The 20290-nt window shown below is 35.2% G+C and carries 21 protein-coding genes and 1 pseudogene; 3 read left to right on the top strand and 19 right to left on the bottom strand.

Features of this window, described 5'->3' with window-relative positions:
• Window positions 1-57: 57 nt before the first annotated feature.
• The 11 genes from coaE to V7D82_RS09220 all read right to left on the bottom strand — a co-directional run bounded on the left by coaE (window position 58) and on the right by V7D82_RS09220 (window position 11950).
• Window positions 58-642 (bottom strand): dephospho-CoA kinase, encoded by a 585-nt coding sequence (gene coaE, locus V7D82_RS09270; RefSeq protein ID WP_333600697.1) that lies wholly within the window; start codon window positions 640-642, stop codon window positions 58-60.
• Window positions 639-1643, bottom strand: coding sequence for a glycosyltransferase (locus V7D82_RS09265; RefSeq protein WP_333600696.1), 1005 nt, complete (start codon window positions 1641-1643; stop codon window positions 639-641). Before V7D82_RS09265 ends, coaE begins: the two co-directional genes overlap by 4 nt.
• An 88-nt stretch (window positions 1644-1731) precedes the next feature.
• Window positions 1732-4155 carry a T9SS-dependent choice-of-anchor J family protein gene (locus tag V7D82_RS09260; protein WP_333600695.1) on the bottom strand — a complete coding sequence of 808 codons (2424 nt, stop codon included), beginning with the start codon at window positions 4153-4155 and terminating at the stop codon, window positions 1732-1734.
• 107 nt (window positions 4156-4262) lie between these two features.
• Complete coding sequence (fabV, locus tag V7D82_RS09255) at window positions 4263-5456, bottom strand: enoyl-ACP reductase FabV (protein ID WP_333600694.1); 1194 nt, start codon at window positions 5454-5456, stop codon at window positions 4263-4265.
• 67 nt (window positions 5457-5523) lie between these two features.
• Window positions 5524-7176 carry a DNA repair protein RecN gene (gene recN, locus V7D82_RS09250; RefSeq protein WP_333600693.1) on the bottom strand — a complete coding sequence of 551 codons (1653 nt, stop codon included), beginning with the start codon at window positions 7174-7176 and terminating at the stop codon, window positions 5524-5526.
• Window positions 7177-7218: 42 nt separating this feature from the next.
• Entirely contained in the window at window positions 7219-8106 is an 888-nt protein-coding gene (gene porD, locus V7D82_RS09245) for a type IX secretion system protein PorD (protein WP_333600692.1), read from the bottom strand.
• The gene (gene coaBC / locus V7D82_RS09240) at window positions 8090-9307 is read right to left on the bottom strand and encodes a bifunctional phosphopantothenoylcysteine decarboxylase/phosphopantothenate--cysteine ligase CoaBC (protein ID WP_333600691.1); all 1218 of its coding nucleotides are present in this window, start codon (window positions 9305-9307) and stop codon (window positions 8090-8092) included. The genes porD and coaBC overlap by 17 nt, the downstream gene beginning before the upstream one ends.
• Window positions 9308-9312: 5 nt before the next feature.
• Window positions 9313-9633, bottom strand: coding sequence for a DNA-directed RNA polymerase subunit omega (locus tag V7D82_RS09235; protein WP_121313610.1), 321 nt, complete (start codon window positions 9631-9633; stop codon window positions 9313-9315).
• 8 nt (window positions 9634-9641) lie between these two features.
• The gene (locus tag V7D82_RS09230) at window positions 9642-10436 is read right to left on the bottom strand and encodes an outer membrane protein assembly factor BamD (protein WP_333600690.1); all 795 of its coding nucleotides are present in this window, start codon (window positions 10434-10436) and stop codon (window positions 9642-9644) included.
• A 109-nt stretch (window positions 10437-10545) separates the two neighbouring features.
• The gene (gene dapA / locus V7D82_RS09225; protein WP_333600689.1) at window positions 10546-11430 is read right to left on the bottom strand and encodes a 4-hydroxy-tetrahydrodipicolinate synthase; all 885 of its coding nucleotides are present in this window, start codon (window positions 11428-11430) and stop codon (window positions 10546-10548) included.
• Between the two features lies 1 nt (window position 11431).
• Window positions 11432-11950: a DUF6913 domain-containing protein gene (locus V7D82_RS09220; RefSeq protein WP_333600688.1), complete on the bottom strand. Its 519-nt coding sequence runs from the start codon at window positions 11948-11950 to the stop codon at window positions 11432-11434.
• 48 nt (window positions 11951-11998) lie between these two features.
• On the opposite strand from V7D82_RS09220, the gene V7D82_RS09215 reads away from it, so the two are divergent.
• Together V7D82_RS09215 and V7D82_RS09210 are read left to right on the top strand one after the other, a co-directional pair.
• Window positions 11999-12775, top strand: coding sequence for a 5'-nucleotidase (locus V7D82_RS09215; protein WP_333600687.1), 777 nt, complete (start codon window positions 11999-12001; stop codon window positions 12773-12775).
• 4 nt (window positions 12776-12779) lie between these two features.
• Entirely contained in the window at window positions 12780-13697 is a 918-nt protein-coding gene (locus tag V7D82_RS09210; RefSeq protein WP_333600686.1) for a bifunctional metallophosphatase/5'-nucleotidase, read from the top strand.
• Here V7D82_RS09210 and V7D82_RS09205 read toward each other — a convergent pair.
• From V7D82_RS09205 to rpsF, 7 genes are all read right to left on the bottom strand, one after another.
• Window positions 13680-14366 (bottom strand): lysoplasmalogenase family protein, encoded by a 687-nt coding sequence (locus V7D82_RS09205; protein WP_333600685.1) that lies wholly within the window; start codon window positions 14364-14366, stop codon window positions 13680-13682. The two genes, V7D82_RS09210 and V7D82_RS09205, sit on opposite strands and share 18 nt — an antisense overlap.
• A 10-nt stretch (window positions 14367-14376) precedes the next feature.
• Window positions 14377-15114 carry a lysoplasmalogenase family protein gene (locus tag V7D82_RS09200; RefSeq protein ID WP_333600684.1) on the bottom strand — a complete coding sequence of 246 codons (738 nt, stop codon included), beginning with the start codon at window positions 15112-15114 and terminating at the stop codon, window positions 14377-14379.
• A gap of 93 nt (window positions 15115-15207) precedes the next feature.
• Window positions 15208-17208: an NAD-dependent DNA ligase LigA gene (gene ligA, locus V7D82_RS09195; protein ID WP_333600683.1), complete on the bottom strand. Its 2001-nt coding sequence runs from the start codon at window positions 17206-17208 to the stop codon at window positions 15208-15210.
• A 73-nt stretch (window positions 17209-17281) separates the two neighbouring features.
• Window positions 17282-17755, bottom strand: coding sequence for a DUF6495 family protein (locus V7D82_RS09190; RefSeq protein WP_333600682.1), 474 nt, complete (start codon window positions 17753-17755; stop codon window positions 17282-17284).
• A gap of 257 nt (window positions 17756-18012) precedes the next feature.
• Window positions 18013-18453 carry a 50S ribosomal protein L9 gene (gene rplI / locus V7D82_RS09185; protein WP_333600681.1) on the bottom strand — a complete coding sequence of 147 codons (441 nt, stop codon included), beginning with the start codon at window positions 18451-18453 and terminating at the stop codon, window positions 18013-18015.
• 62 nt (window positions 18454-18515) lie between these two features.
• On the bottom strand, window positions 18516-18812 hold the full coding sequence (gene rpsR / locus V7D82_RS09180; protein ID WP_131476582.1) for a 30S ribosomal protein S18: 297 nt from the start codon (window positions 18810-18812) through the stop codon (window positions 18516-18518).
• A gap of 5 nt (window positions 18813-18817) precedes the next feature.
• Window positions 18818-19162, bottom strand: coding sequence for a 30S ribosomal protein S6 (gene rpsF, locus V7D82_RS09175; RefSeq protein ID WP_333600680.1), 345 nt, complete (start codon window positions 19160-19162; stop codon window positions 18818-18820).
• Window positions 19163-19349: 187 nt separating this feature from the next.
• On the opposite strand from rpsF, the gene V7D82_RS09170 reads away from it, so the two are divergent.
• Window positions 19350-20045 carry a LytR/AlgR family response regulator transcription factor gene (locus V7D82_RS09170; protein WP_162128163.1) on the top strand — a complete coding sequence of 232 codons (696 nt, stop codon included), beginning with the start codon at window positions 19350-19352 and terminating at the stop codon, window positions 20043-20045.
• Here the strand turns inward: V7D82_RS09170 and V7D82_RS09165 are convergent.
• Window positions 20042-20290: pseudogene (locus V7D82_RS09165) on the bottom strand (replication restart helicase PriA); the annotation flags it as partial. The gene V7D82_RS09170 and the pseudogene V7D82_RS09165 overlap by 4 nt on opposite strands.

Genomic DNA, 20290 nt, shown 5'->3' with positions numbered 1-20290 from the left:
CATTTTAACATTTATACGATAAATACATTAACCAAACATTAACATCTTAACCTTAAATTATTGATTTTTTAATAATTTAAGAATTTCATTGGTTTGTTTTTGGGATTCTTTAACAGAAAGGTTGTGAATTACATAATTACTTTTAGCGATACGCTGCTCATCGGTCCATTGGTTTTGCATTCTTTGCAAAATACTCTCACGATTCGTCTTATCGCGGGCTAAAACTCTTTGAATTCGAGTTTCTAAAGGAGCGGTTACGGTAATGATACTATCACAATATTTGTAGCTTCCACTTTCAAATAAAATGGCGGCTTCTTTAACTACAAATGGAAAATTTTGGTTAGCCAAAACCCAAGTGTCAAAGTGTTTTTTTACAGCCGGATGGACAATATTGTTAAGTTTTTGTAGTTTATCAGGATTGTTAAAAACCAGTTGGGCCAGTTTTTCTCGATGGAGTTCATTATTATCCATCACTTCATCGCCAAATTCCTTTTTAACAGCCTCAATAATTTCAGTAGTTTGCATTAACTTCTTGGCTTCTTCATCGGCAATGTATACCGGAATCCCCAACGATTTGATATAATTGGCAATCATCGTTTTTCCGCTACCGATCCCTCCTGTTAATCCAATTATTTTGGTCATGATTTTACTTTAAAAAATAATTCGGGGAAAGCTTTCTCCGGTTGCTGCTTTTGCAGATTCACTTTTATGAAGGATTCAAGAAACCCTCTTCCGTAGCCAACGAATTGTTTAGAAACAGCAATCACTGAAAGAAAGCCAATTTTTAAACTTTTAGTTTGAATCGTGGCGATAACAAAAAGCAACAGATAATAAAAAACATAGCAAGCTATTGGCAATTTTATTCCAAATAAGAATAGAAAAAGTGCTAAACAAAATCCTAAAATGAAAAGCGTTGGGAAGAAAAAAGTAAGCTTGCTGTATTCCGGATACCAGGAATTTAAAATGGGTCTGGCTTTGCCAAATTTATTGACTTGTATGGAAAATTTATCCCAATCGATTCGTCGCTTATGATATACAAATGCTTTTGAAAATAATCGGGTTTGAAACCCTGACTTCCATAATCTGATTGATAAATCGGGATCTTCACCAGGATGAATATTACCAAAGCCATTGGAAGCTTCAAATGCTTTTTTGGAAATTCCCATGTTAAAACTTCGCGGCTGGAATTTATTCAGTTTTTCTGAGCCTCCTCTGATTCCTCCGGTTGTCAAAAAAGAAGTCATAGCAAAATTGATGGCTTTCTGAACATCGGAAAACGAATCCAAGGCAGCATCCGAGCCACCAAAACAATCTACATAATCTGTGGTCAGTTCTTTTTCGACTTCGTTTAAATACTGTTTTGGAATAATACAATCGGAATCGAATATGATAAAATAATCGCCTTTGGCTACTTTCATTCCATAATTTCTGGAATCACCCGGACCTGAATTTGATTTGAAATGATACGAAATAGTTAATGTGTTTTGGAACTTTTCAACTTCTTCCTTACAAGTTATGCTGGAACCGTCTTCAACAATCACCACTTCAAATTCTTTATCAAAATCAGATATTGATAGACTTTCCAGAAGCTCTTTAATTTCATCAGGTCTGTTATAAACTGGAATTATAATTGAAAAATACATGGCAAAAATTTTAACAAATATAAGTTTTATAAAAAAGAAAAGCCACCTAAAATTTAGGTGGCTTTAAAAATCTGTAATGACGTAACAATTATTGTTTGATAACTTTAATTGTTTTTACTTGACCATTTGAAGTTACTTTAACCATATAAGCTCCGTCTGATAAGTTTGACATATCAACTTGAGCCTGATTAGCGTTAAATTTATTATAGCTTACTTTTTGACCTAATAAGTTAAATACTTCAACACTTGAAATTTGCTGGTTATAAGATAATGTTAAAATATTTTTAACAGGATTTGGGTAGTACGAGAAATTTGAATTGTCAAATGTATTAGTTCCTAACCCATTATCTGAAATTGTTAAATCAAAAGTACCTCTAGCGGCTGGAGTTGCAGAGAATACTCTAAGATAGTAAGTAGCACCTGCTGTCAATCCTGTAAGACTTACTGAACCGGCAGTAGTTGTACAAGATCCCGTTACCATGGTCAGTGCGCCACAAGTTCCTGAGTATAATGCAAAACCAGTTGTCCCGCTTGGATTAGCCAAAGTAATGGTGAAATCAGTACCATTTCCGGTATCAAAAGAATACCAAGTATCGTAATAAGTACCAAATTGATTTCCACAACTTGGGTAGGTTACCCCTAAACTGGCTGAAGAACATAAATTATCCGCACCGGTAACTGTTGTCCCAACTGTTACTGGTAATGCCGTAGCACAATCATCATTTGTAGTTGCCGGTGAACAAGGAGCTGTACAACTCACATTCAATTCAAAACTTAATGCTGTTGAAGTATAAGCATATACCAAGATATAATAATCCGTACCAACAACAGTATTGAAAGTAACTAAAGAAGATAAGGCATTAGTAGAACAACCAACCAATTCTGCATCATCATTTCCAGCAACACAAGTAAGCGCTCCACAAGAACCTGAAAATATGGCAATTCTTGAATCTCCTGTTGTTATCGTTGGAGAACAAGTAGTAACGGTAACATTGCTACCATCACCAATATATTTATACCAAACACCTGGAGTGTTTTGTACAGTAACTACGTTAATGCCACAAACAGCTGCATTTTCATTAGTTGAACTAGCTGTTGAGCCTAATGTGGCAGAACCACAAGCTACCACAATAGCACCTGCGCAATCATCATTAGCGGGTGGTGGTGGTGGTGTCCCAATACATACGTTAAAAGTAGATGTTTGTCCGCCAGTAGCTGTATAAGTGTTAACTCTAACATAATAAGTTTGTCCAATAACCAAACCGGTTGGATTACTAGTATCAGCATCTGAACATGAACCGGTAACTAGTGATAAACTACTACAGTCAGTTCCTGTCCATAAAGAATGGTACATATCAACTGTCGAACCAGCTATATTCAAAAGGCTAATTCTGTGTGTTGTTGCAGTGGCAACAAATGAAAACCAAACGTCATCATCTTCAGTACCAGCACAAGCAGTTGCATCAACTGTTGATGCTGTAGCACCAAGAACAGTCCCCGGAGTTACCGCTCCACAAGCATAATCTGGGTTTACAGTCAGACCTATAGCACCAGTACAATCATCATTTGCTGGTGGTGGTGGTGGCGTTACTGTTAATACACCACTTCCGAAAGTGGCTCCATCCCAAAAATTACCATTATTTGGTGCACTTGCATTAATTCCTCCATATACGTAACTACCGTTACCCAATTTAAATCTTGTAGCATAATAATAAGTTCCGGGAGTTAAACCTGAACCTATTGCGGCTTGGTATTCGTCATTATTACCCGCTTCAACGTTGAATGTTGCGGCAGTCCAATTGGTCCATGTGTTAGGATTTGTATTTGTTGCATTAGTTCCAACCCAAGCTTGAATACCAGGTGCTTGTCCTGAAGTAGTATCGGTCAGACCTGCTTCATAAACTTGTCCGTATACAGTCAAACTTCCTCCTTGAACGATTGATCCTGTTGGTGGCCATTGTAAATTAGCATAATCAATTGGATTTGGTAATGCGCCAACTGAAATATCGTCAAGATAAAGCTGCCATTGGTCCAATGTAGTACTTCTGAAAGCAATATAAACGGTTTGCCCTGCATAGGCAGTTAAATCATAACCATAGCTCCCCCAAGTAATACCCGGAGAAACAGCTGCAGCAATAGTTGTGGTAAAATCTGTAGTAGCTGTTCCTGTTGTAGATAATAAAATATCAAATGGTTCCGGGAAAGTAGTAGATCTGTTTCTTGCATAAAGATTAAGATAATCAGAAACGCCAGCTGTTACTGTAAATTGTGGTGTTACCAAATAATCGTCATGTGCTGTTGTTGCATTGTAATAAATTCTGACAACATTGGTTCCGCTATTTGCAGTTCCGTTTCCTGGTGTGCTGACGGTCCAGGTATTGGCATCACCACCATTAATAACACTCCATCCAGCTGGCAAAGTGGTACTAGCATCAAAATTTTCAGAAAACTGAGCAAAAGATGTCATTATACCTCCAAGTAGAAAAAGTAGAATAAACGTAATTTTTTTCATATTGTTAAAGTTTAAAAGTTAATTGCCCATAAATGTACGCCAAATAAAAAAAACTCACAAAAAATTGTGAGTTTTAAACTTTAAAAAAAGAAAAATTAACAGTTATATTAATTTTGAATACTAGGGACTAAAACCATTTCATTCGCATCAGCATTGTAGTCAACTCCATCGAAACCAAAACCAAAAAGGTTTAGAAAATCTTGCTTGTATCCTGCTAAATCTCCTATTTCAGTTAAATTCTCCGTAGTGGCTGTTGCCCATAATGCTTTGATTTTTTCCTGAATATCTTCGCGCATTTCCCAATCATCAATACGAATTCTTCCTTTATCATCCGTTGGCACAGCTTTTCCTGAGTAAAGTCTCTGCTCAAACAACCGTTGGATTTGCTCAATACATCCTTCATGAACTCCTTCGGCTTTCATTATTTTATACAACAAAGAAATATAAAGTGGAATTACCGGTATAGCTGAACTAGCTTGGGTTACTAATGCTTTATTTACTGAAACATAAGCTTTGCCCTGTAAGTCTTTCAAATTGTCTGTAATTTCAAAAGCGGTGGCTTCCAAATGATCTTTAGCACGCCCTATGGTTCCTTTTCTGTAAACAGCTTCCGTAACTTCCGGGCCTATATAAGAATAGGCAATTGTAGTTGCTCCTTCTGCTAAAACCCCAGCATTTTTCAAGGCTTCCATCCACATAGCCCAATCTTCACCTCCCATTACTACCACCGTATTATCAATATCTTCCTGAGTAGCAGGCTCAATAGTAACCTGAGATACATTTCCGGTATGGAAATCAACCGTTTTGTTGGTAAAAGTGCTTCCAATTGGCTTTAATGTTGAACGGTGCAAAATACCCGTAACAGGATGCATACGCACAGGGGAAGCCAAACTGTAAATGACTAAATCTATTTGTCCTAAATCTGCTTTGATTAAATCAATGGCTTGTTGTTTAACTTCATTAGAAAAGGCATCACCATTAATACTTTTGGCATACAAACCGGCACTTTTAGCTTCGTTTTCAAAAGCAGCAGAATTATACCAACCCGGTGAGGCTGTTTTTCCTTCGCTTGGTGGCTTTTCAAAGAAAACACCAATGGTTCCCGCATCGGAGCCAAAAGCACTTGTGATTCTTGAAGCCAAACCAAAACCAGTGGAAGCACCAATTACTAATACCTTTTTTGGGCCATCAATGTACCCTTTTGATTTTACATAGGCTATTTGATTTTTAACACTTTGCGCACAACCTTCCGGGTGGGCTGTTAAACAAATAAATCCGCGCATTCTTGGTTCTATAATCATATTCTATCGATGTTAAGTTGTCTATATATTTAGTTAAAAACGGAACAAAAATAATAAATTAAAACGGTTAGTTCAGTAATGCCTTAGCATGATTAACGGCCGAATCCGAAATTTCTTTGCCCGAGAGCATTTCGGCAATTTCAATGATACGTTCGTCATTGGTCAATAATTTTAATTCCGAAACGGTATTTTCTCCCGAAACCGTTTTGAAAACTTTGTAATGACTATTTCCTTTGGCGGCAATTTGTGGAAGATGTGTGATAGCAAACAACTGCATCGTTTGGCTCATTTCCCGCATAATTTCTCCCATTTTGTTGGCCACTTCTCCGGAAACTCCGGTGTCTATTTCATCAAAAATTATGGTTGGTAATTTAGAATATTGCGATAAGATAGCTTTTACAGCCAACATGATTCTCGACATTTCACCACCGGAAGCCACTTTTTTCAGCAATCCAAAATCGGTTCCTTTATTGGCTGAAAATAAGAACTGAATAGTATCTTTCCCATTAGTATGGTAAGTTGTTGCTGGCACAATATCAATTTTAAAACGAACATTCGGCATGCCAAGTTGATTCAAAATAACAATTAATTTTTCGCTTAAATTTGGTACCGCTACGCTTCTACTTTGACTTATTTTATCAGCAATAGTATCTAATTCTATTTCGAAATCCTTGATGCTGTTTTCTAATTTTATAATTTCTTCTTCCAAAGTTGCGACAGAAACTACTTTGCCTTCCAATTCGTTTTGAATTTCAAGTAATTCCTCTACCGTCAAAACCTGATGTTTCTTTTGCAAAGTATAAATCAACTGTAGTTTTTGATTAATCAGCTCCAGTTTTTCCGGATCATTAAACACTAAATCCGATTCGCGGTTTAACTCTTTAACAATATCATCAAACTCAATTACAATCGAATTGGTTCTTTCAAATAACGATTGATATTCTGCAGAGAAACTGCTGTTTTTTTGAAGTATGGCTTTGAATTCCTTTAAGTTTTTAAGCAAACCTAATTCTTCATTATTGGCCAAAGCCAAAAGCATGGATAAGTTTTCTTTAATGAATTCAACATTATTCAAAGCTTCATAAGTCTTCTCTAACTCCTCCAGTTCTCCGGATTTCAACTGAGCGGATTCTAATTCGTTATAGAGAAACTCATTATAATCTTTCTCTTTTAAGATAGCAGAAAGACTGGTTTTCTTTGTTTCTAATAAAGATTTTGCCGAACGGTATTGTTTTAAAACTGTTTGGTATTCGACTATCATTTCCTGATTATCGGCAATAGCGTCTATAATTTTGAACTGAAATTCTTCTTCTGATAATTCAAGGGTTTGGTGCTGCGAATGCACATCAATTAAGTAGAAACTCAAGTCTTGCAGTTGTTGCAAATTCACCGGACTGTCATTGACAAAAGCCCTGGATTTGCCCGATGGCAGAATTTCCCTTCGGATGATTGTCTCTTCTTCATAATCCAAATCATTGGATTCAAAGAAAGATTGCAAGTGATACTTTCCTATGGAAAAGTTGGCTTCGACTATGCATTTTTCCTCTTTGTTTTTGAGCGAAGACAAGTCGGCTCTTTTGCCCAAAACCAATCCTAAAGCGCCCAGAAGTATTGATTTTCCGGCTCCTGTTTCTCCGGTGATGATGGAAAAACCATTGGAAAAATCAATATTTAATTTTTCTATCAATGCAAAATTCTCGATTGAAAGCGATGTGATCATGTTCGGAAAAAGAGGGAAAAGTTTAAAAAGTAAATGTACTGATTATAACTTAATCGTGGCCCATTTACTGGAATTGATTGGCGAAAGTTTGTTTAAAGTATCCACCGTTTCTGCCAGTGAAACTTTTGGCCCGCCGGATAAAATAGAAACAATTTCATCGCCTTTAGCATCAAAAAATATTCTGGTTAAAAAGGCATTGGGGCGTACTTTATAGATGTCGTTTAAAGTATTAATGGACTCAATAATTTTATTTTTGGCCGATTTTAAATCGGTGGTCATGGTATCTAGACCTTCTCGGTGATATTCATACATCACTTGTCTGAAAGAATCATAAGTTCCCGATAGCACATCGCTTATCAAAAAATATCGATTCTGATTTCCGTCTGCCTGACTCCAGCCTTTATAGCCGCCTTGTTGGGCAACAGTTAAAATTTGTTGAGCCGTATCAAACCAATTTTTTCCTCCGTTTAAAGAATAAGTATCAGCATCAAGTCCAAGTATCATATAACTGTAAAAAGACAACACTGAAACTAAATTAGAACTAAAACTAGCCGGATCAAAATTCAGGTTTTCAAATTCAATATAGCTAAAACTGAAATCTTTGTCATTATAATTGAAGATTGGCGTGGCATAAGTAGAATTAAATACCGGACGAGTTGACTGAACTTGTAGGGTTGCCGAAAATTGGTTAGAATCATACGAGTTTACGTTGATAACCATTGAGCAATTTATTTTTTCATTTTGCTTGTAGATTTCTCCCGTCCAATCTGTTTTATTGATAAACTCGCTAATTGATTTTTCTAATGTTTTGAATATTTGATTGTTGGTACTGGCCAATTTCTCAGCATTTACCTGTACCGTACAATTTAATTGTTGAGCTTGCGCCCATCCAACAAAAAACAAAAAAAGAAAACTAACTATTTTTTTCATAATGTGTTATTACTTTATTGATGATATCATTCGCTACAGCTTCTTTTGATTTTAAAGGCATGGGTTCAATTGCAAAATTCTTATCAATAAAAGTGATTTTATTGGTTGATTTGGCAAACCCGGCTCCTTCATCCTGAAGCGAATTTAAAACAATCAAATCTAGGTTTTTTTTCTGAATTTTCAACTTGGCATTTTCAATTTCATTTTCAGTTTCCAAAGCAAAGCCAATCAGAAATTGTTTTTGTTTTATTTTACCTAACGAAGCTAATATATCTTTGGTTTTTTCTAAAATGATAGTAAACTCAGCATCCGATTTTTTGATCTTTTGGTCAGCAACAAATTTAGGTTTGTAATCCGCTACAGCAGCTGCGCAAATAGCAACATCTATTGAATTAAAATGCTCATGGCAAGCTTCATACATTTCCTGAGCAGAAGTCACCCGAATTAGATTGATATTGGAATCGGACACTTTTAAATCAGTTGGACCAGAAATTAAAATTACTTCGGCTCCATGACTGGCCGCACTTTTAGCAATATCAAATCCCATTTTCCCGGAAGAATGATTGCCAATGAAACGAACCGGATCAATGGCTTCATAAGTTGGACCGGCAGTGATTAGCATTTTTTTGTCTCGCAATGGCAATTTACTTTCCAAATCTTTTTCCAAAAAAGCTATAATGTTTTCAGGCTCTGCCATGCGTCCTTCGCCGGACAAACCACTGGCCAATTCACCATTTTCAGCCGGAATCATGATGTTGCCAAATTTTTGCAGAAGCGAAAAACTGGAAATCGTTGAAGGATGTTTGTACATATCCAAATCCATCGCCGGAGCAAAATACACCGGACATTTAGCTGATAAATATGTAGCAATTAGAAGATTGTTACAATTGCCATTAGCCATTTTGGATAAGGTATTGGCCGTTGCCGGAGCAATAAGCATCAAATCGGCCCAAAGTCCTAATTCAACGTGATTGTTCCATTGGGCATTCTCATCTTCTTCGTTGTAAAAAGTAGAATGAACCGGATTTTTGGAAAGTGTGGAAAGTGTTAACGGAGTTACAAAATCCTTAGAAGCCGGTGTCATGACCACTTGGACATCAGCACCGGCTTTTATAAATAATCGAACTAATGAGGCTGTTTTGTAGGCGGCAATTCCACCAGAAACGCCGAGTAAAATTTTTTTACCGCTTAAAACAGACATCTGAATTAGTCTTTTGTAGTATCTCTGTAGTAAATTTTGTCATCAAGCCATTCCTGAACAGCCAATGCGTGTGGTTTTGGTAATTTTTCGTAGTATTTAGAAACTTCGATTTGCTCTTTGTTTTCAAAGATTTCTTCAAGACTATCGTTGTAAGTGGCAAACTCTTCTAATTTCTCAGTCAATTCTTTTTTAATTTCTGAATTGATTTGGTTTGCTCTTTTAGCCATTATTGTTATTGCCTCGTAAACATTGCCAGTACGCTCTTCAATTACAGTTTTATTGTAAGTAATTGTGTTTACCGGTGCATTCGTCTTTTTTAAATCCATGACTTTATTTATTTAGAAAATTGTTGTAAATCTTTATCTATTCGGGCTAACATTTCGTCAGCTTTTGCTTTGTATTCGGTATCTGCTTTGAATTTAATCAAACTCAAATAAGCTTGTTTGGCATTTTTTAAACGCTCTTCCATTTTGGCGGGAACGCTATTGATGGCTAAATTATAAGCAGAATCAAATTTATAAAACAAGGCTTTTTCCTTGTAAGGTGTTCCTGGAAAATTAATCATGAAATTATCAAAAGCCACCATCGCTGCTTTATAATCAGAAATGTTATTGTAAATTTTGGCATTTTCGTATGCTTTTTTCTCCAACTTCTCTCTTAAGGTTTTGGCCATTTCATTAGCTTCAGCCAAATATTTTGAATCTGGGTACGTATCAATAAAACTTTGCAACTTATCTACTGCTTTGTAGGTATCCGTTTGGTCTAAGCTATAAACCGGAGATAACTGCGTAAAACATTTAGCGCCTAAGAAAGAAGCTTCTTCCATTTTTTCACTTTTCGGATAACTGGCTGCAAAACTTTCAAATTGATAACCGGCTAAATAATATTGTTCTGTGATGTATAAAGATTGGGCATACATGTAAAACATCTTCTCAGCCTGTGGTTTTCCTTTGTAAGCCGGAGCAATCTGCTCAAACAATCTTATGGCTTTCCCGTATTTTTTGGCATCATATTGTTTAGTAGCAGAAGCAAACTTCACAGCTACATCTTCCGATTTCAATGCTTTTTGGTATTCGCTACAAGATGATAAAAATACTATTACGGCAAACAGGGCTAAAAATTTCTTCATTTTTTTATTTAATTCAGCTGATTTTAAACGCTTTTCGCGACTTAAAAAGCAACTGCAAATTTAGTTATTAATTGTAGATTACAAAATATTTTTTTCGACTTCCAAAAATCTACATTTTTGAAATTTTATTGGTGAAATCATTTAGGCGTTTTGCTAAATTTTCATCCACATTTACTAAAGGCAAACGAACGGTATTCTCTGATAAGCCCAATGATTTAAAGACTTCTTTGATACCAGCTGGATTTCCTTGTTCAAAAATCATGTCGATAGAATCCGCTAAAAGATAGTGCAGCTTATAAGCGTCGTCTACTCTTTTATTCAAACCTAAATGCACCATTTCTGAAAATTGTTTTGGAAAACCTTCGGCAATCACTGAAATAACGCCCGAACCTCCTGCTAAAATCATAGGTAACGTAATCATGTCATCGCCCGAAATTACCAAGAAATCTTTTGGTTTGTCTTGAATCAATTTCATTGCCTGAACGATATCGCCGGCAGCTTCTTTAACAGCTACAATGTTTTTAAAATCATTTGCTAATCTGATAATCGTGGAAGGCAAAATATTACTTGCAGTTCTTCCCGGTACATTGTATAAAATCACCGGAATGGGTGAAGCTTCGGCTATGGCTTTGAAATGCTGATAGATTCCTTCCTGAGTGGGCTTGTTGTAATACGGAGATACCGAAAGTATTGCCACAAAATCAGAAAAATTGCCCGATTTCAATTCATCAACCACTTCCTGAGTATTATTACTTCCCACTCCCAAAACAAGTGGCAATTGCCCTTTGTTGGTTTCAACTATAGTTTTTATAACTAACTCTTTTTCAGATTTTGACAACGTGGCACTTTCAGCAGTAGTTCCAAGAACGACCAAGTAATCAATGCCATTATCTATTTGGAAATTTACTATAGCTTTTAATGCATCAACATCTACAGAAAAGTCTTTTTTGAATGGTGTAACAAGCGCAACTCCAGTTCCAATTAATGATTGCATGTTATATTTTGTTTAGAATTTTTAAATATTTGAATAATTCCTCCATAAAAACTTTATAGTTTTCGGCATTGGTATTAATCATAAAATGATTCAATCGCTTGTCAACAGTAGCAAAACCAACTTTAAAACTTGCTTTGGATAAATGGGAAACTAACAGTAAAGCCACTTTTTCGGTATCGTAATAATTAATCAGTAAATCGAATGGTTCTTTGATAAACTCTTTTACTTCCTTTTTATCCACTGTTCCATGCCAGCTTAAATCTTTGTGGCTGAAAACCGGATAATCAAAAACCTCATTTTTTTTTATCTTGTCTTTGTAAACCAGAATTTTAATGTCATTTTCAGCAATACCCTTTTGAATTAATTCCTGAACCAAGGCTTCTCTTTCGTAAAAATAGCTTTCATCAAAAATAATCCCAACCGTTTTAATTATAGTATCGGAAGCCAAATGTTTAACATTGGATAAGCTATTTTTAACTATTTTTTTTGTTGAAAAATCCTTGAAGTAATTTAAAAACATACTACTTTTACTTGAATTACAAATTTACTAAAATTAGTACCAAAACCGATGGTAAAACTAAAAAACTATAGCGTTGTATTAAAACATTTTGTTTTATTATTAACATTTATCGCTGTTATTTCCTGTGCCGAAAAAAAATACGCTCTAACCAAAATTGAAGGCAAAGAAATTGGAATCACAGACAAGAATACTGAAGTTCCTGAAATTGAAAACTTTATAAAACCGTATCGTGATAAAATTGATGCCGATTTAAATACGGTATTGGCCAATGCACCGGAAACCATTGATAAAACGGGAGAATGGCAAACACCAATGGGCAACTTTTTAGCCGATATTACTTTTGAAAAATCAAATAAAATTTTTCAAATGCGCGAAAAAAAATCTGTCGACATCTGTTTTATGAATCATGGCGGCATACGAACAGTCATTCCGAAAGGCGATATTACCGCCCGAAATGCTTATGAAATCATGCCGTTTGAAAACAGCGCCATTGTTATTGCACTAAAAGGCGAACAGGTTTTGGAAATTGTTAATTATATCATTTCTGAAAAAAAACCACATCCGTTGCATGGCATGACTTTTACCATTGACAAAAACAACCAGGCAAAAAATATCCTGGTCGGTGGAAACCCGTTAGACACTGACAAAATCTATTATGTAGCGACTTCGGATTATTTGGCAAATGGCGGTGATAATATGATTTTCTTCAAAAAAGGAGTTCAGAAATATGATTTAGAATATAAGCTTCGAAACATCATTATTGATTATTTCAAAGCCAATAAGACCATTACTGCGAATAAAGACATTAGAATTACTAAAGAATAACACCATGAAAAGAAGAGATTTTATTCAAAAAACAGCTGCCAGTTCAGCTTTTGTTGGACTTGGAGGTTTATCATTAAGTAGTTTCACAACTTTAGACACTAAGCATTTAACGATACTTCATACAAACGATGTTCACAGTTATATAGATCCGTTTCCGCCGAATCATCCTAAGAATCCCAATATGGGCGGTGTGGCGCGAAGAGCAGCTTTGATAGAAACCATCCGAAAAGAAAATCCAAATGTTTTATTGCTCGATGCCGGCGATATTTTTCAGGGAACCCCTTATTTTAATTACTACGGAGGCGAATTGGAATTCAAACTGATGAGCATGATGAAATACGATTTGGCTACCATCGGTAACCATGATTTTGACAACAGCATTGACGGATTATACAATCAGTTGCCTAATGCCAATTTTGAATTTGTTTCGGCCAATTATGATTTCAAAAACACCATAATGGATGGTCATGTGAAACCGTATAAAATATTCAACAAAAACGGAATTAAGGTTGGTGTATTCGGACTTGGCGTAGGATTGGAAGGTTTGGTTGACAAGAAGAATTACAAAGAAACTGTTTACAATGATCCAGTAGGCATTTCACAGGATATGGCTCGTATTTTAAAGCACGATAAAAAATGTGATTTGGTGATTTGTCTTTCGCATATTGGTTACAAATACAAAGACGAACCGGAGAAAATCTGCGATGTGAAATTAGCCGGATTAACCAAAGACATTGATTTGATAATTGGTGGTCACACCCATACTTTTTTAGAGAAACCAACAATTTTGAAAAATGCCGAGAACAAAGAAGTTTTAGTCAATCAAGTTGGATGCTATGGTGTCAATCTAGGTCGCGTTGATTTTTATTTTGACGATGATAAAACCAAAGTATCTTCGGGAAAATCAATTATTGTGGTTTGATTTTTCGGCTGTAATTACATACTTATAAAAAGAGAAAAATGCCAGTGTATTGAGCGTCATGGCCAATGGTCTGAATAATTCCTGAAATTCGTTGGTCAAAAAATACTTCTCGATAAAAACAGCAAACTGAAGCATTACAAACAGTAAAGCACTGATTAACAAAATTGAATTTTGCTTGTTGTCATTCATCACATAACTCGAAAGTGAAACGCCGGCAAATATCGAAATCAGCATGTTTTGAACAATCAAAAGCAGAAAACTGTTCTCCGGAATTTCTGTCGTTTCCATGAATAAGTAAAAAAAAATTAGCAAGAACGGAGCCGTGGCGATGATAATCGGAATCAAATCTTTGGGCTTTTGCAACGAAAAAATTAGGTAAATCGCCAGTATTCTGTGAATGGTAAATACAATCAAAGCGTAGAATAAATAATTTGGCGTATTGGGAATGAAAAGAAGATTAGTCAGCAAAGACAACAGCAACGCGGTTATAAATATCTTGTTTCTTATTTTAGAATGTATGCAATAAGTAACAATTAAAACTAATGTAATTAACGGTTTAAGAACAAAAATAACCGGAGTGGCAATGATGTATTCTGAAATAACTTCCAAAAAGGCTATACTAAAATAAGATATGGTTAATACTTTTAATATGTTTTCTTTATTTAGCATAGAATACCAATTAATTAATTTCTCTCAGATTTTTAACAACACCTAATCCTTGTTTCTTTTTTTCGGTATGAAACATATATTTTGTCAATAAAAATTGGCCAAACACAAAAAGAATCATAGCCAAAGCCTGAAACTGATTAACCTCACTGTAGTACAGTTTCAGCAGGAATACAAATTGATTAAAAGCCATAAACATCGTACTTATAAGTAATAACGAATTGGATTTATTAGAAACCATTATGTAATTCCCAAGACTAAAACCTCCTAAAAATATAGTAAATATCCCTTGTATTAAAAAAAGATAAACACCATCTCCCAAAGCATCATAGGTAAACATAGTAACCGAAGCATAGATGAATATAAAAGGAATTGAGCCGATAATTAGTGGAAGTAAACTCGGCATTTTGACTTTGTTTACTATTATATAAATCACTAGTATTCTGTATATTACAAAGAATAAAACGCCATAAACAATATACTGAAAAGTGTTCGGAATAAACAATAAATTGGCAACCCAACTAAACAATAATGCCACAATAAATAGCCAACTTATTCTTTTAGATCGTTTTAAATAGTACGCAATTAATAAAGGGAGCAACAATGGTTTGGTCAACCAAATCAATGTTTTATCTTCCAGATATTCTGCCATTATTTCAAGGAATGAAATGGCAAAAAAAGCGACCAATATTATGGTAGCGACTTTATTATTTTTCCAATTATTCAAATAATCGCTATTGTTTTTTTTCATTTTAAACCGCTATATGACAATTTTTTACAGTAAAAATATAGCTCTAAATTTAAGCTAATAAATCGGATTCAAAACAAGTATAAGTGTTAATTTTTAAGCCGTAATCATTTCCAAAAAATCATCTTCAGAAATAATCGGGACTTTTAATTGGTTGGCTTTTTCTAACTTGGCCGGTCCCATATTATCACCAGCCACCACAAAATCAGTTTTTGCCGAAATGGAGCTGCCTACTTTACCACCATTGTCTTCAATAGCTTTTTTCAAATCATCGCGAGAAAATTTTTCAAAAACACCGGAAACGACAAAAGTTTTCCCAACCAGTTTATCCGTAGCATTGGGATTGTATTTTTCAATCAGTTCCAATTGCACTCCGAATTGTTTCAACCTTTCGATAATGCTCACATTTTCCTGATTATCAAAAAACTCTAAAACACTTTGGGCAATCTTCTCTCCTATTTCGTCTACCAAAATCAAATCCATCATAGAAGCCTTTTGCAAAGCGTCGATTGACTTATAATGTTTTGCCAATTTTTTAGCCACAGTTTCCCCAACATAGCGAATTCCAATAGCATATAATACTCTTTCAAACGGAACTTCTGTCGATTTTTGTACACCATTCACCAAATTCTCTGCTGATTTCTGAGCCATGCGCTCCAAAGGAAGAATTTGCTCTACAGTTAATTGATACAAATCAGCGTAATCTTTCACTAATCCATTATTATAAAGCAGCGCCACAGTTTCACCGCCAAGCCCTTCTATATCCATGGCTTTGCGCGAAATATAGTGTTGAATTCTTCCAATAATTTGCGGCGGACAACCATAAAAATTCGGACAATAATGGTTGGCTTCGCCTTCCGTTCGGATTAATTCCGCTTGACATTCCGGACAATGCGTTATATACTGTGTTACTTCCGAATCCGGATTTCTTTTCGCAAAATCAACTCCGATAATCTTTGGAATAATCTCTCCTCCTTTTTCTACAAAAACGGTGTCACCAATACGAATGTCTAATTTTTCAATCTGATCAGCATTGTGCAAAGATGCTCGTTTGACAATGGTTCCGGCTAATTGCACTGGCTCTAAGTTGGCTACAGGCGTTATCGAACCAGTTCTTCCCACTTGATAGGAAATCGAATTTAATTTAGTAAAAACCTGCTCGGCCTTGAATTTATAGGCCATCGCCCAACGTGGCGACTTAGCGGTATAACCCAATTCATCTTGTTGATGGAAGTCATTTACTTTAACCACCACCCCATCGGTTTCATAAGGTAAATTGTGACGATGGATGTCCCAATAATTAATATAATCGAAAACTTCTTCAATAGTATTTGCTAGTCTGGCTTCTTTTGGAACTTTGAAACCCCATTTTCTGGCAGCTTGCAATCCTTCAAATTGAGTAGCAATATTCAGATTATTGCCTACAATAAAATACAACAAACATTCTAATGGTCGTTTAGCTACTTCGCTACTGTCCTGTAGTTTCAAACTTCCCGAAGCGGTGTTTCTTGGGTTAGAATAAGGTGTTTCCCCAATTTCAATCAGTTCCTGATTCATTTTTTCGAACCCTTCATACGGCAAAATGATTTCACCACGAATGTCAAATCGTTCCGGAAAACTACCTTTTAATTGTAAAGGAATCGATTTTATGGTTTTGATATTGTTGGTCACATCATCACCTTGAAAGCCGTCGCCTCGGGTAACCGCTCTTTTTAGTTTTCCATTTTCATAGGTTATACTAATGGAAGCACCATCGTATTTCAACTCACAGGTGTATTGCAAAGGAACATTACCTAAAACCCTTTGGATTCTGGCCTCCCAATCCAGTAAATCTTCTTTGGAATAGGAATTATCTAAAGAATACATTCTGTAATCGTGAACGACAGTATTGAAATTTTTGGTAATCGTTCCGCCCACTCGCTGTGAAGGTGAGTTTTCATCAAAGAATTCGGGATGTTGACTTTCTAAATCCTGAAGTTGTTTTAGCTTTTGGTCAAATTCAAAATCGGTTATCGTTGGATGATCTAATACATAATAATTGTGGTTATGCTGATTGAGTTCTTCGCGTAAATCCTGGATTGTTTGCTGAATGTCCATAAAAGAAATTGGCTATTTTAGTTGCAAATTGTGTGCACTAAAATAGCCAATATTTTTGAAAAAGAATAGTCTTTTACGACTGAATTATTCCGTTGATTTGCAGGTATAATTGTCCGTCACTTAAGATAGCTCCCTGTTTTATTAAATCAAAGATGGCGGCATTTCGTTCCGCTTCATATTCTTTTTTACCTAAATGAATTTCAACCGTATCGGTAAATAAGTTGTCACTCAACCATTGCAGTCCCTCTTTTTCCATGAAATTCACTTCGGATTCTACAGCTTTTAAAACAATAGACTGAATTAATTTTTCCTGGCAGTGAAAAAGGAAAATATGATTTTTGGAAAAATGTTCCAAATATTGAGCACTGGTTAAAACGCCTTCCCAAATCAAATCAGAGAAAACGTCTAATTCCTGTTCGGCCACTTCGGGTTTATCGGCTTTGATGGAATCCCATTCGGCTTTGTCTATGGATTGTGTCGCCAGAAAGTTACTGAACTCCTGGTGTAAGGCTTCGAATTGTTCTTTGGTTAATCTTTTGTACTTCATTTTTTTTAAGTTACTAAGGCACTGAGGTTCTAAGGTTCTGAGATTTACTTTTACTGTAAAGCCCTAGTCCCGATAATTTGATATTAAGAGGAGGAAGCCCAGTGGGCTTCAGGTATTTTTAAAAATTTGAAACATCATATCTAGCCCCGATAGCAGTGGCATCCTTTTGCGCAGCAAAAAATATAACGGATAGAGGGAAAAAGCTTCAAAAAAAAATCCCGACTTTCATCGGGACTTTTACTTTGTATGTTGAAATATTATTTCTCAGCTACAATTTCGTATGGCAATTCGATAACCACTTCTCTGTGTAATCTCACAGTAGCAGCATATTTACCAGTACGTTTTACGACACCACTAGTGATGAATTTTCTATCGATTGGTTGACCTGCAGCTTCTAAAGCAACAGCAATATCAATGTTTGTGATAGAACCGAATAATTTCTCTCCACCAGCTTTTGCTGTAATTTTAATTTCTAAAGCTTTTAAAGCTTCCGCTAATTTTTTAGCATCATCAACAATTTTAGCTTCTTTGAAAGCTCTTTGTTTTAAGTTTTCAGCTAAAACTTTTTTAGCAGAAGGCGTTGCTAAAGCAGCAAATCCTTGTGGGATTAGGTAATTACGACCGTAACCGTTTTTCACTGTTACTACATCGTCTTTAAATCCTAAATTTTGAACGTCTTGTTTTAAGATCAATTCCATGTTGTTGTCCTTATTAGAGAAGTTAGGTTCTGTTTGACGAGAAACCAACAACTGTGTTTATATTATTTTAATAAATCGGCCACGTATGGCATTAAAGCTAAGTGACGCGCTCTTTTCACAGCTACTGACACTTTTCTTTGGTATTTTAATGAAGTTCCTGTTAAACGTCTTGGTAAAATTTTACCTTGCTCGTTTACGAATTTCAATAAGAAATCTGGATCTTTATAGTCTACGTATTTGATTCCTGATTTTTTGAAACGACAATACTTTTTAGTTTTGTTGGTTTCAATGTTTAAAGGCGTTAAATATCTGATATCTCCGTCTTTTTTTCCTGAAGCTGATTGTTGCAAGTTTGCCATAATGATTAAGCTTTAGATGATTCTTTTAATTTTGTTCTTCTTCTTTCAGCCCAAGAGATAGCGTGTTTGTCTAAACTAACAGTTAAGAAACGCATCACTCTCTCGTCACGTCTAAACTCAGTTTCAAAAGCAATAAGAGCTTCTCCTGATACTTGGAATTCGAATAAATGGTAAAAACCACTTTTCTTGTTTTGGATTTCGTAAGCTAGTTTTTTCAAGCCCCAATCCTCTTTAGATACCATCTTTGCTCCTTTTGCAGTAAGAAAATCTTCAAATTTGCTTACTGTTTCCTTTACCTGAACTTCAGATAAAACGGGATTTAAGATGAAAACAGTTTCGTAATGATTCATAATAATTATGATTAAATTTTAAATTGGGCGCGAAGATATAAATTACTTTTCAATTAACAATACCGATATGCTACAAATCGTCTAAAAGTATAAAATTCCGTTTAAAAGCAAAAAAAATCGATTAAATGTTAGGTGGATTAAAAAAAACTATCTATTTTTACATCACCAAATCTATAAAAATAAAGTTATGAAACTAAATTGTGTTGTTGTAGATGATAGTTCGATACAAAGAATGATCATTGCAAAGTTAGTAAATAATCATCCAAATCTACATTTAGTTGGTGATTTTTCAAATGCAATTGAAGCAAAAAATTGCATGTCGGTTCATACTGTTGATTTAATATTTCTAGATATAGAGATGCCAGTCATCAGTGGATTTGATTTTCTGGACGGATTAAAAGTAAAACCCCAAATTATTTTCATCACGTCAAAAGCTGAATACGCTATGAAAGCGTTCGATTATGATGCTACGGACTACCTACAGAAACCGATAGCTCTTGACCGTTTTAACGCTTCCGTAAGAAGAGCAATGGATTTCCATATGCTTAAAAAAGAAAATCAGGAAGAAGAAGGCGAACACATCTTTATTAAAAGTAATCTCAAAAAACTTAAAGTATATACCAATAAAATTAAGTGGATTGAAGCTTATGGCGATTATGTAAAAGTAGTTACCGAAGAAGACAGTAACCTTGTACTTTCTACAATGAAATCTTTCGAGAAGGATTTATCCAAAGACAAATTTATCCGCGTTCACAAGTCCTATATTATTAATATAGACAAAGTGGAACGTTTCAATAGTAAGTTTGCTGAAATTGGAGTCACCAAGATTCCTTTAAGCCGAAACAAAAAAGAAGATTTAATTAAAGCATTAGCAATAGCTTAATAAAAATCCACATTTACAGTAACTTTAATCGTTCTGTATTGTGCCACCAAATCAAAACTATTCAGTACTTTCTGGATAGTTTTTTTTGTGCCTTGTAATGGCGTTTCACTCGGAATCTTAACCATTATGGTGCGAATGTATTCGTTTCTGATTCTACTGATAGCCGGTTCTTCCGGGCCAAGCACCGGAATAGCTAAGTTTTGTTGCAAAACCTGATACAACCACATCGAACCCTCTTTTAATTT

This window comes from Flavobacterium sp., assembly GCF_036741995.1.
In the GTDB taxonomy this organism is placed as follows: domain Bacteria; phylum Bacteroidota; class Bacteroidia; order Flavobacteriales; family Flavobacteriaceae; genus Flavobacterium.
The sequence above is the reverse complement of the archived record's forward strand: the minus strand, read 5'-3'. Positions and strand labels throughout refer to the sequence as shown.

What these genes read in the sequence shown, in the direction of transcription:
- fabV (WP_333600694.1), bottom strand. Translation starts at nt 5,456, where the DNA reads ATGATTATAGAACCAAGAATGCGCGGATTTATTTGTTTAACAGCCCAC.
- ligA (WP_333600683.1), bottom strand. Translation starts at nt 17,208, where the DNA reads ATGGACATTCAGCAAACAATCCAGGATTTACGCGAAGAACTCAATCAG.
- V7D82_RS09200 (WP_333600684.1), bottom strand. Translation starts at nt 15,114, where the DNA reads ATGAAAAAAAACAATAGCGATTATTTGAATAATTGGAAAAATAATAAA.
- V7D82_RS09210 (WP_333600686.1), top strand. Translation starts at nt 12,780, where the DNA reads ATGAAAAGAAGAGATTTTATTCAAAAAACAGCTGCCAGTTCAGCTTTT.
- coaBC (WP_333600691.1), bottom strand. Translation starts at nt 9,307, where the DNA reads ATGTCTGTTTTAAGCGGTAAAAAAATTTTACTCGGCGTTTCTGGTGGA.
- porD (WP_333600692.1), bottom strand. Translation starts at nt 8,106, where the DNA reads ATGAAAAAAATAGTTAGTTTTCTTTTTTTGTTTTTTGTTGGATGGGCG.
- V7D82_RS09215 (WP_333600687.1), top strand. Translation starts at nt 11,999, where the DNA reads ATGGTAAAACTAAAAAACTATAGCGTTGTATTAAAACATTTTGTTTTA.
- V7D82_RS09220 (WP_333600688.1), bottom strand. Translation starts at nt 11,950, where the DNA reads ATGTTTTTAAATTACTTCAAGGATTTTTCAACAAAAAAAATAGTTAAA.
- V7D82_RS09190 (WP_333600682.1), bottom strand. Translation starts at nt 17,755, where the DNA reads ATGAAGTACAAAAGATTAACCAAAGAACAATTCGAAGCCTTACACCAG.
- rpsF (WP_333600680.1), bottom strand. Translation starts at nt 19,162, where the DNA reads ATGAATCATTACGAAACTGTTTTCATCTTAAATCCCGTTTTATCTGAA.
- coaE (WP_333600697.1), bottom strand. Translation starts at nt 642, where the DNA reads ATGACCAAAATAATTGGATTAACAGGAGGGATCGGTAGCGGAAAAACG.
- recN (WP_333600693.1), bottom strand. Translation starts at nt 7,176, where the DNA reads ATGATCACATCGCTTTCAATCGAGAATTTTGCATTGATAGAAAAATTA.
- V7D82_RS09260 (WP_333600695.1), bottom strand. Translation starts at nt 4,155, where the DNA reads ATGAAAAAAATTACGTTTATTCTACTTTTTCTACTTGGAGGTATAATG.
- V7D82_RS09235 (WP_121313610.1), bottom strand. Translation starts at nt 9,633, where the DNA reads ATGGATTTAAAAAAGACGAATGCACCGGTAAACACAATTACTTACAAT.
- rplI (WP_333600681.1), bottom strand. Translation starts at nt 18,453, where the DNA reads ATGGAATTGATCTTAAAACAAGACGTTCAAAATTTAGGATTTAAAGAC.
- V7D82_RS09205 (WP_333600685.1), bottom strand. Translation starts at nt 14,366, where the DNA reads ATGCTAAATAAAGAAAACATATTAAAAGTATTAACCATATCTTATTTT.
- rpsR (WP_131476582.1), bottom strand. Translation starts at nt 18,812, where the DNA reads ATGGCAAACTTGCAACAATCAGCTTCAGGAAAAAAAGACGGAGATATC.
- V7D82_RS09230 (WP_333600690.1), bottom strand. Translation starts at nt 10,436, where the DNA reads ATGAAGAAATTTTTAGCCCTGTTTGCCGTAATAGTATTTTTATCATCT.
- V7D82_RS09170 (WP_162128163.1), top strand. Translation starts at nt 19,350, where the DNA reads ATGAAACTAAATTGTGTTGTTGTAGATGATAGTTCGATACAAAGAATG.
- dapA (WP_333600689.1), bottom strand. Translation starts at nt 11,430, where the DNA reads ATGCAATCATTAATTGGAACTGGAGTTGCGCTTGTTACACCATTCAAA.
- V7D82_RS09265 (WP_333600696.1), bottom strand. Translation starts at nt 1,643, where the DNA reads ATGTATTTTTCAATTATAATTCCAGTTTATAACAGACCTGATGAAATT.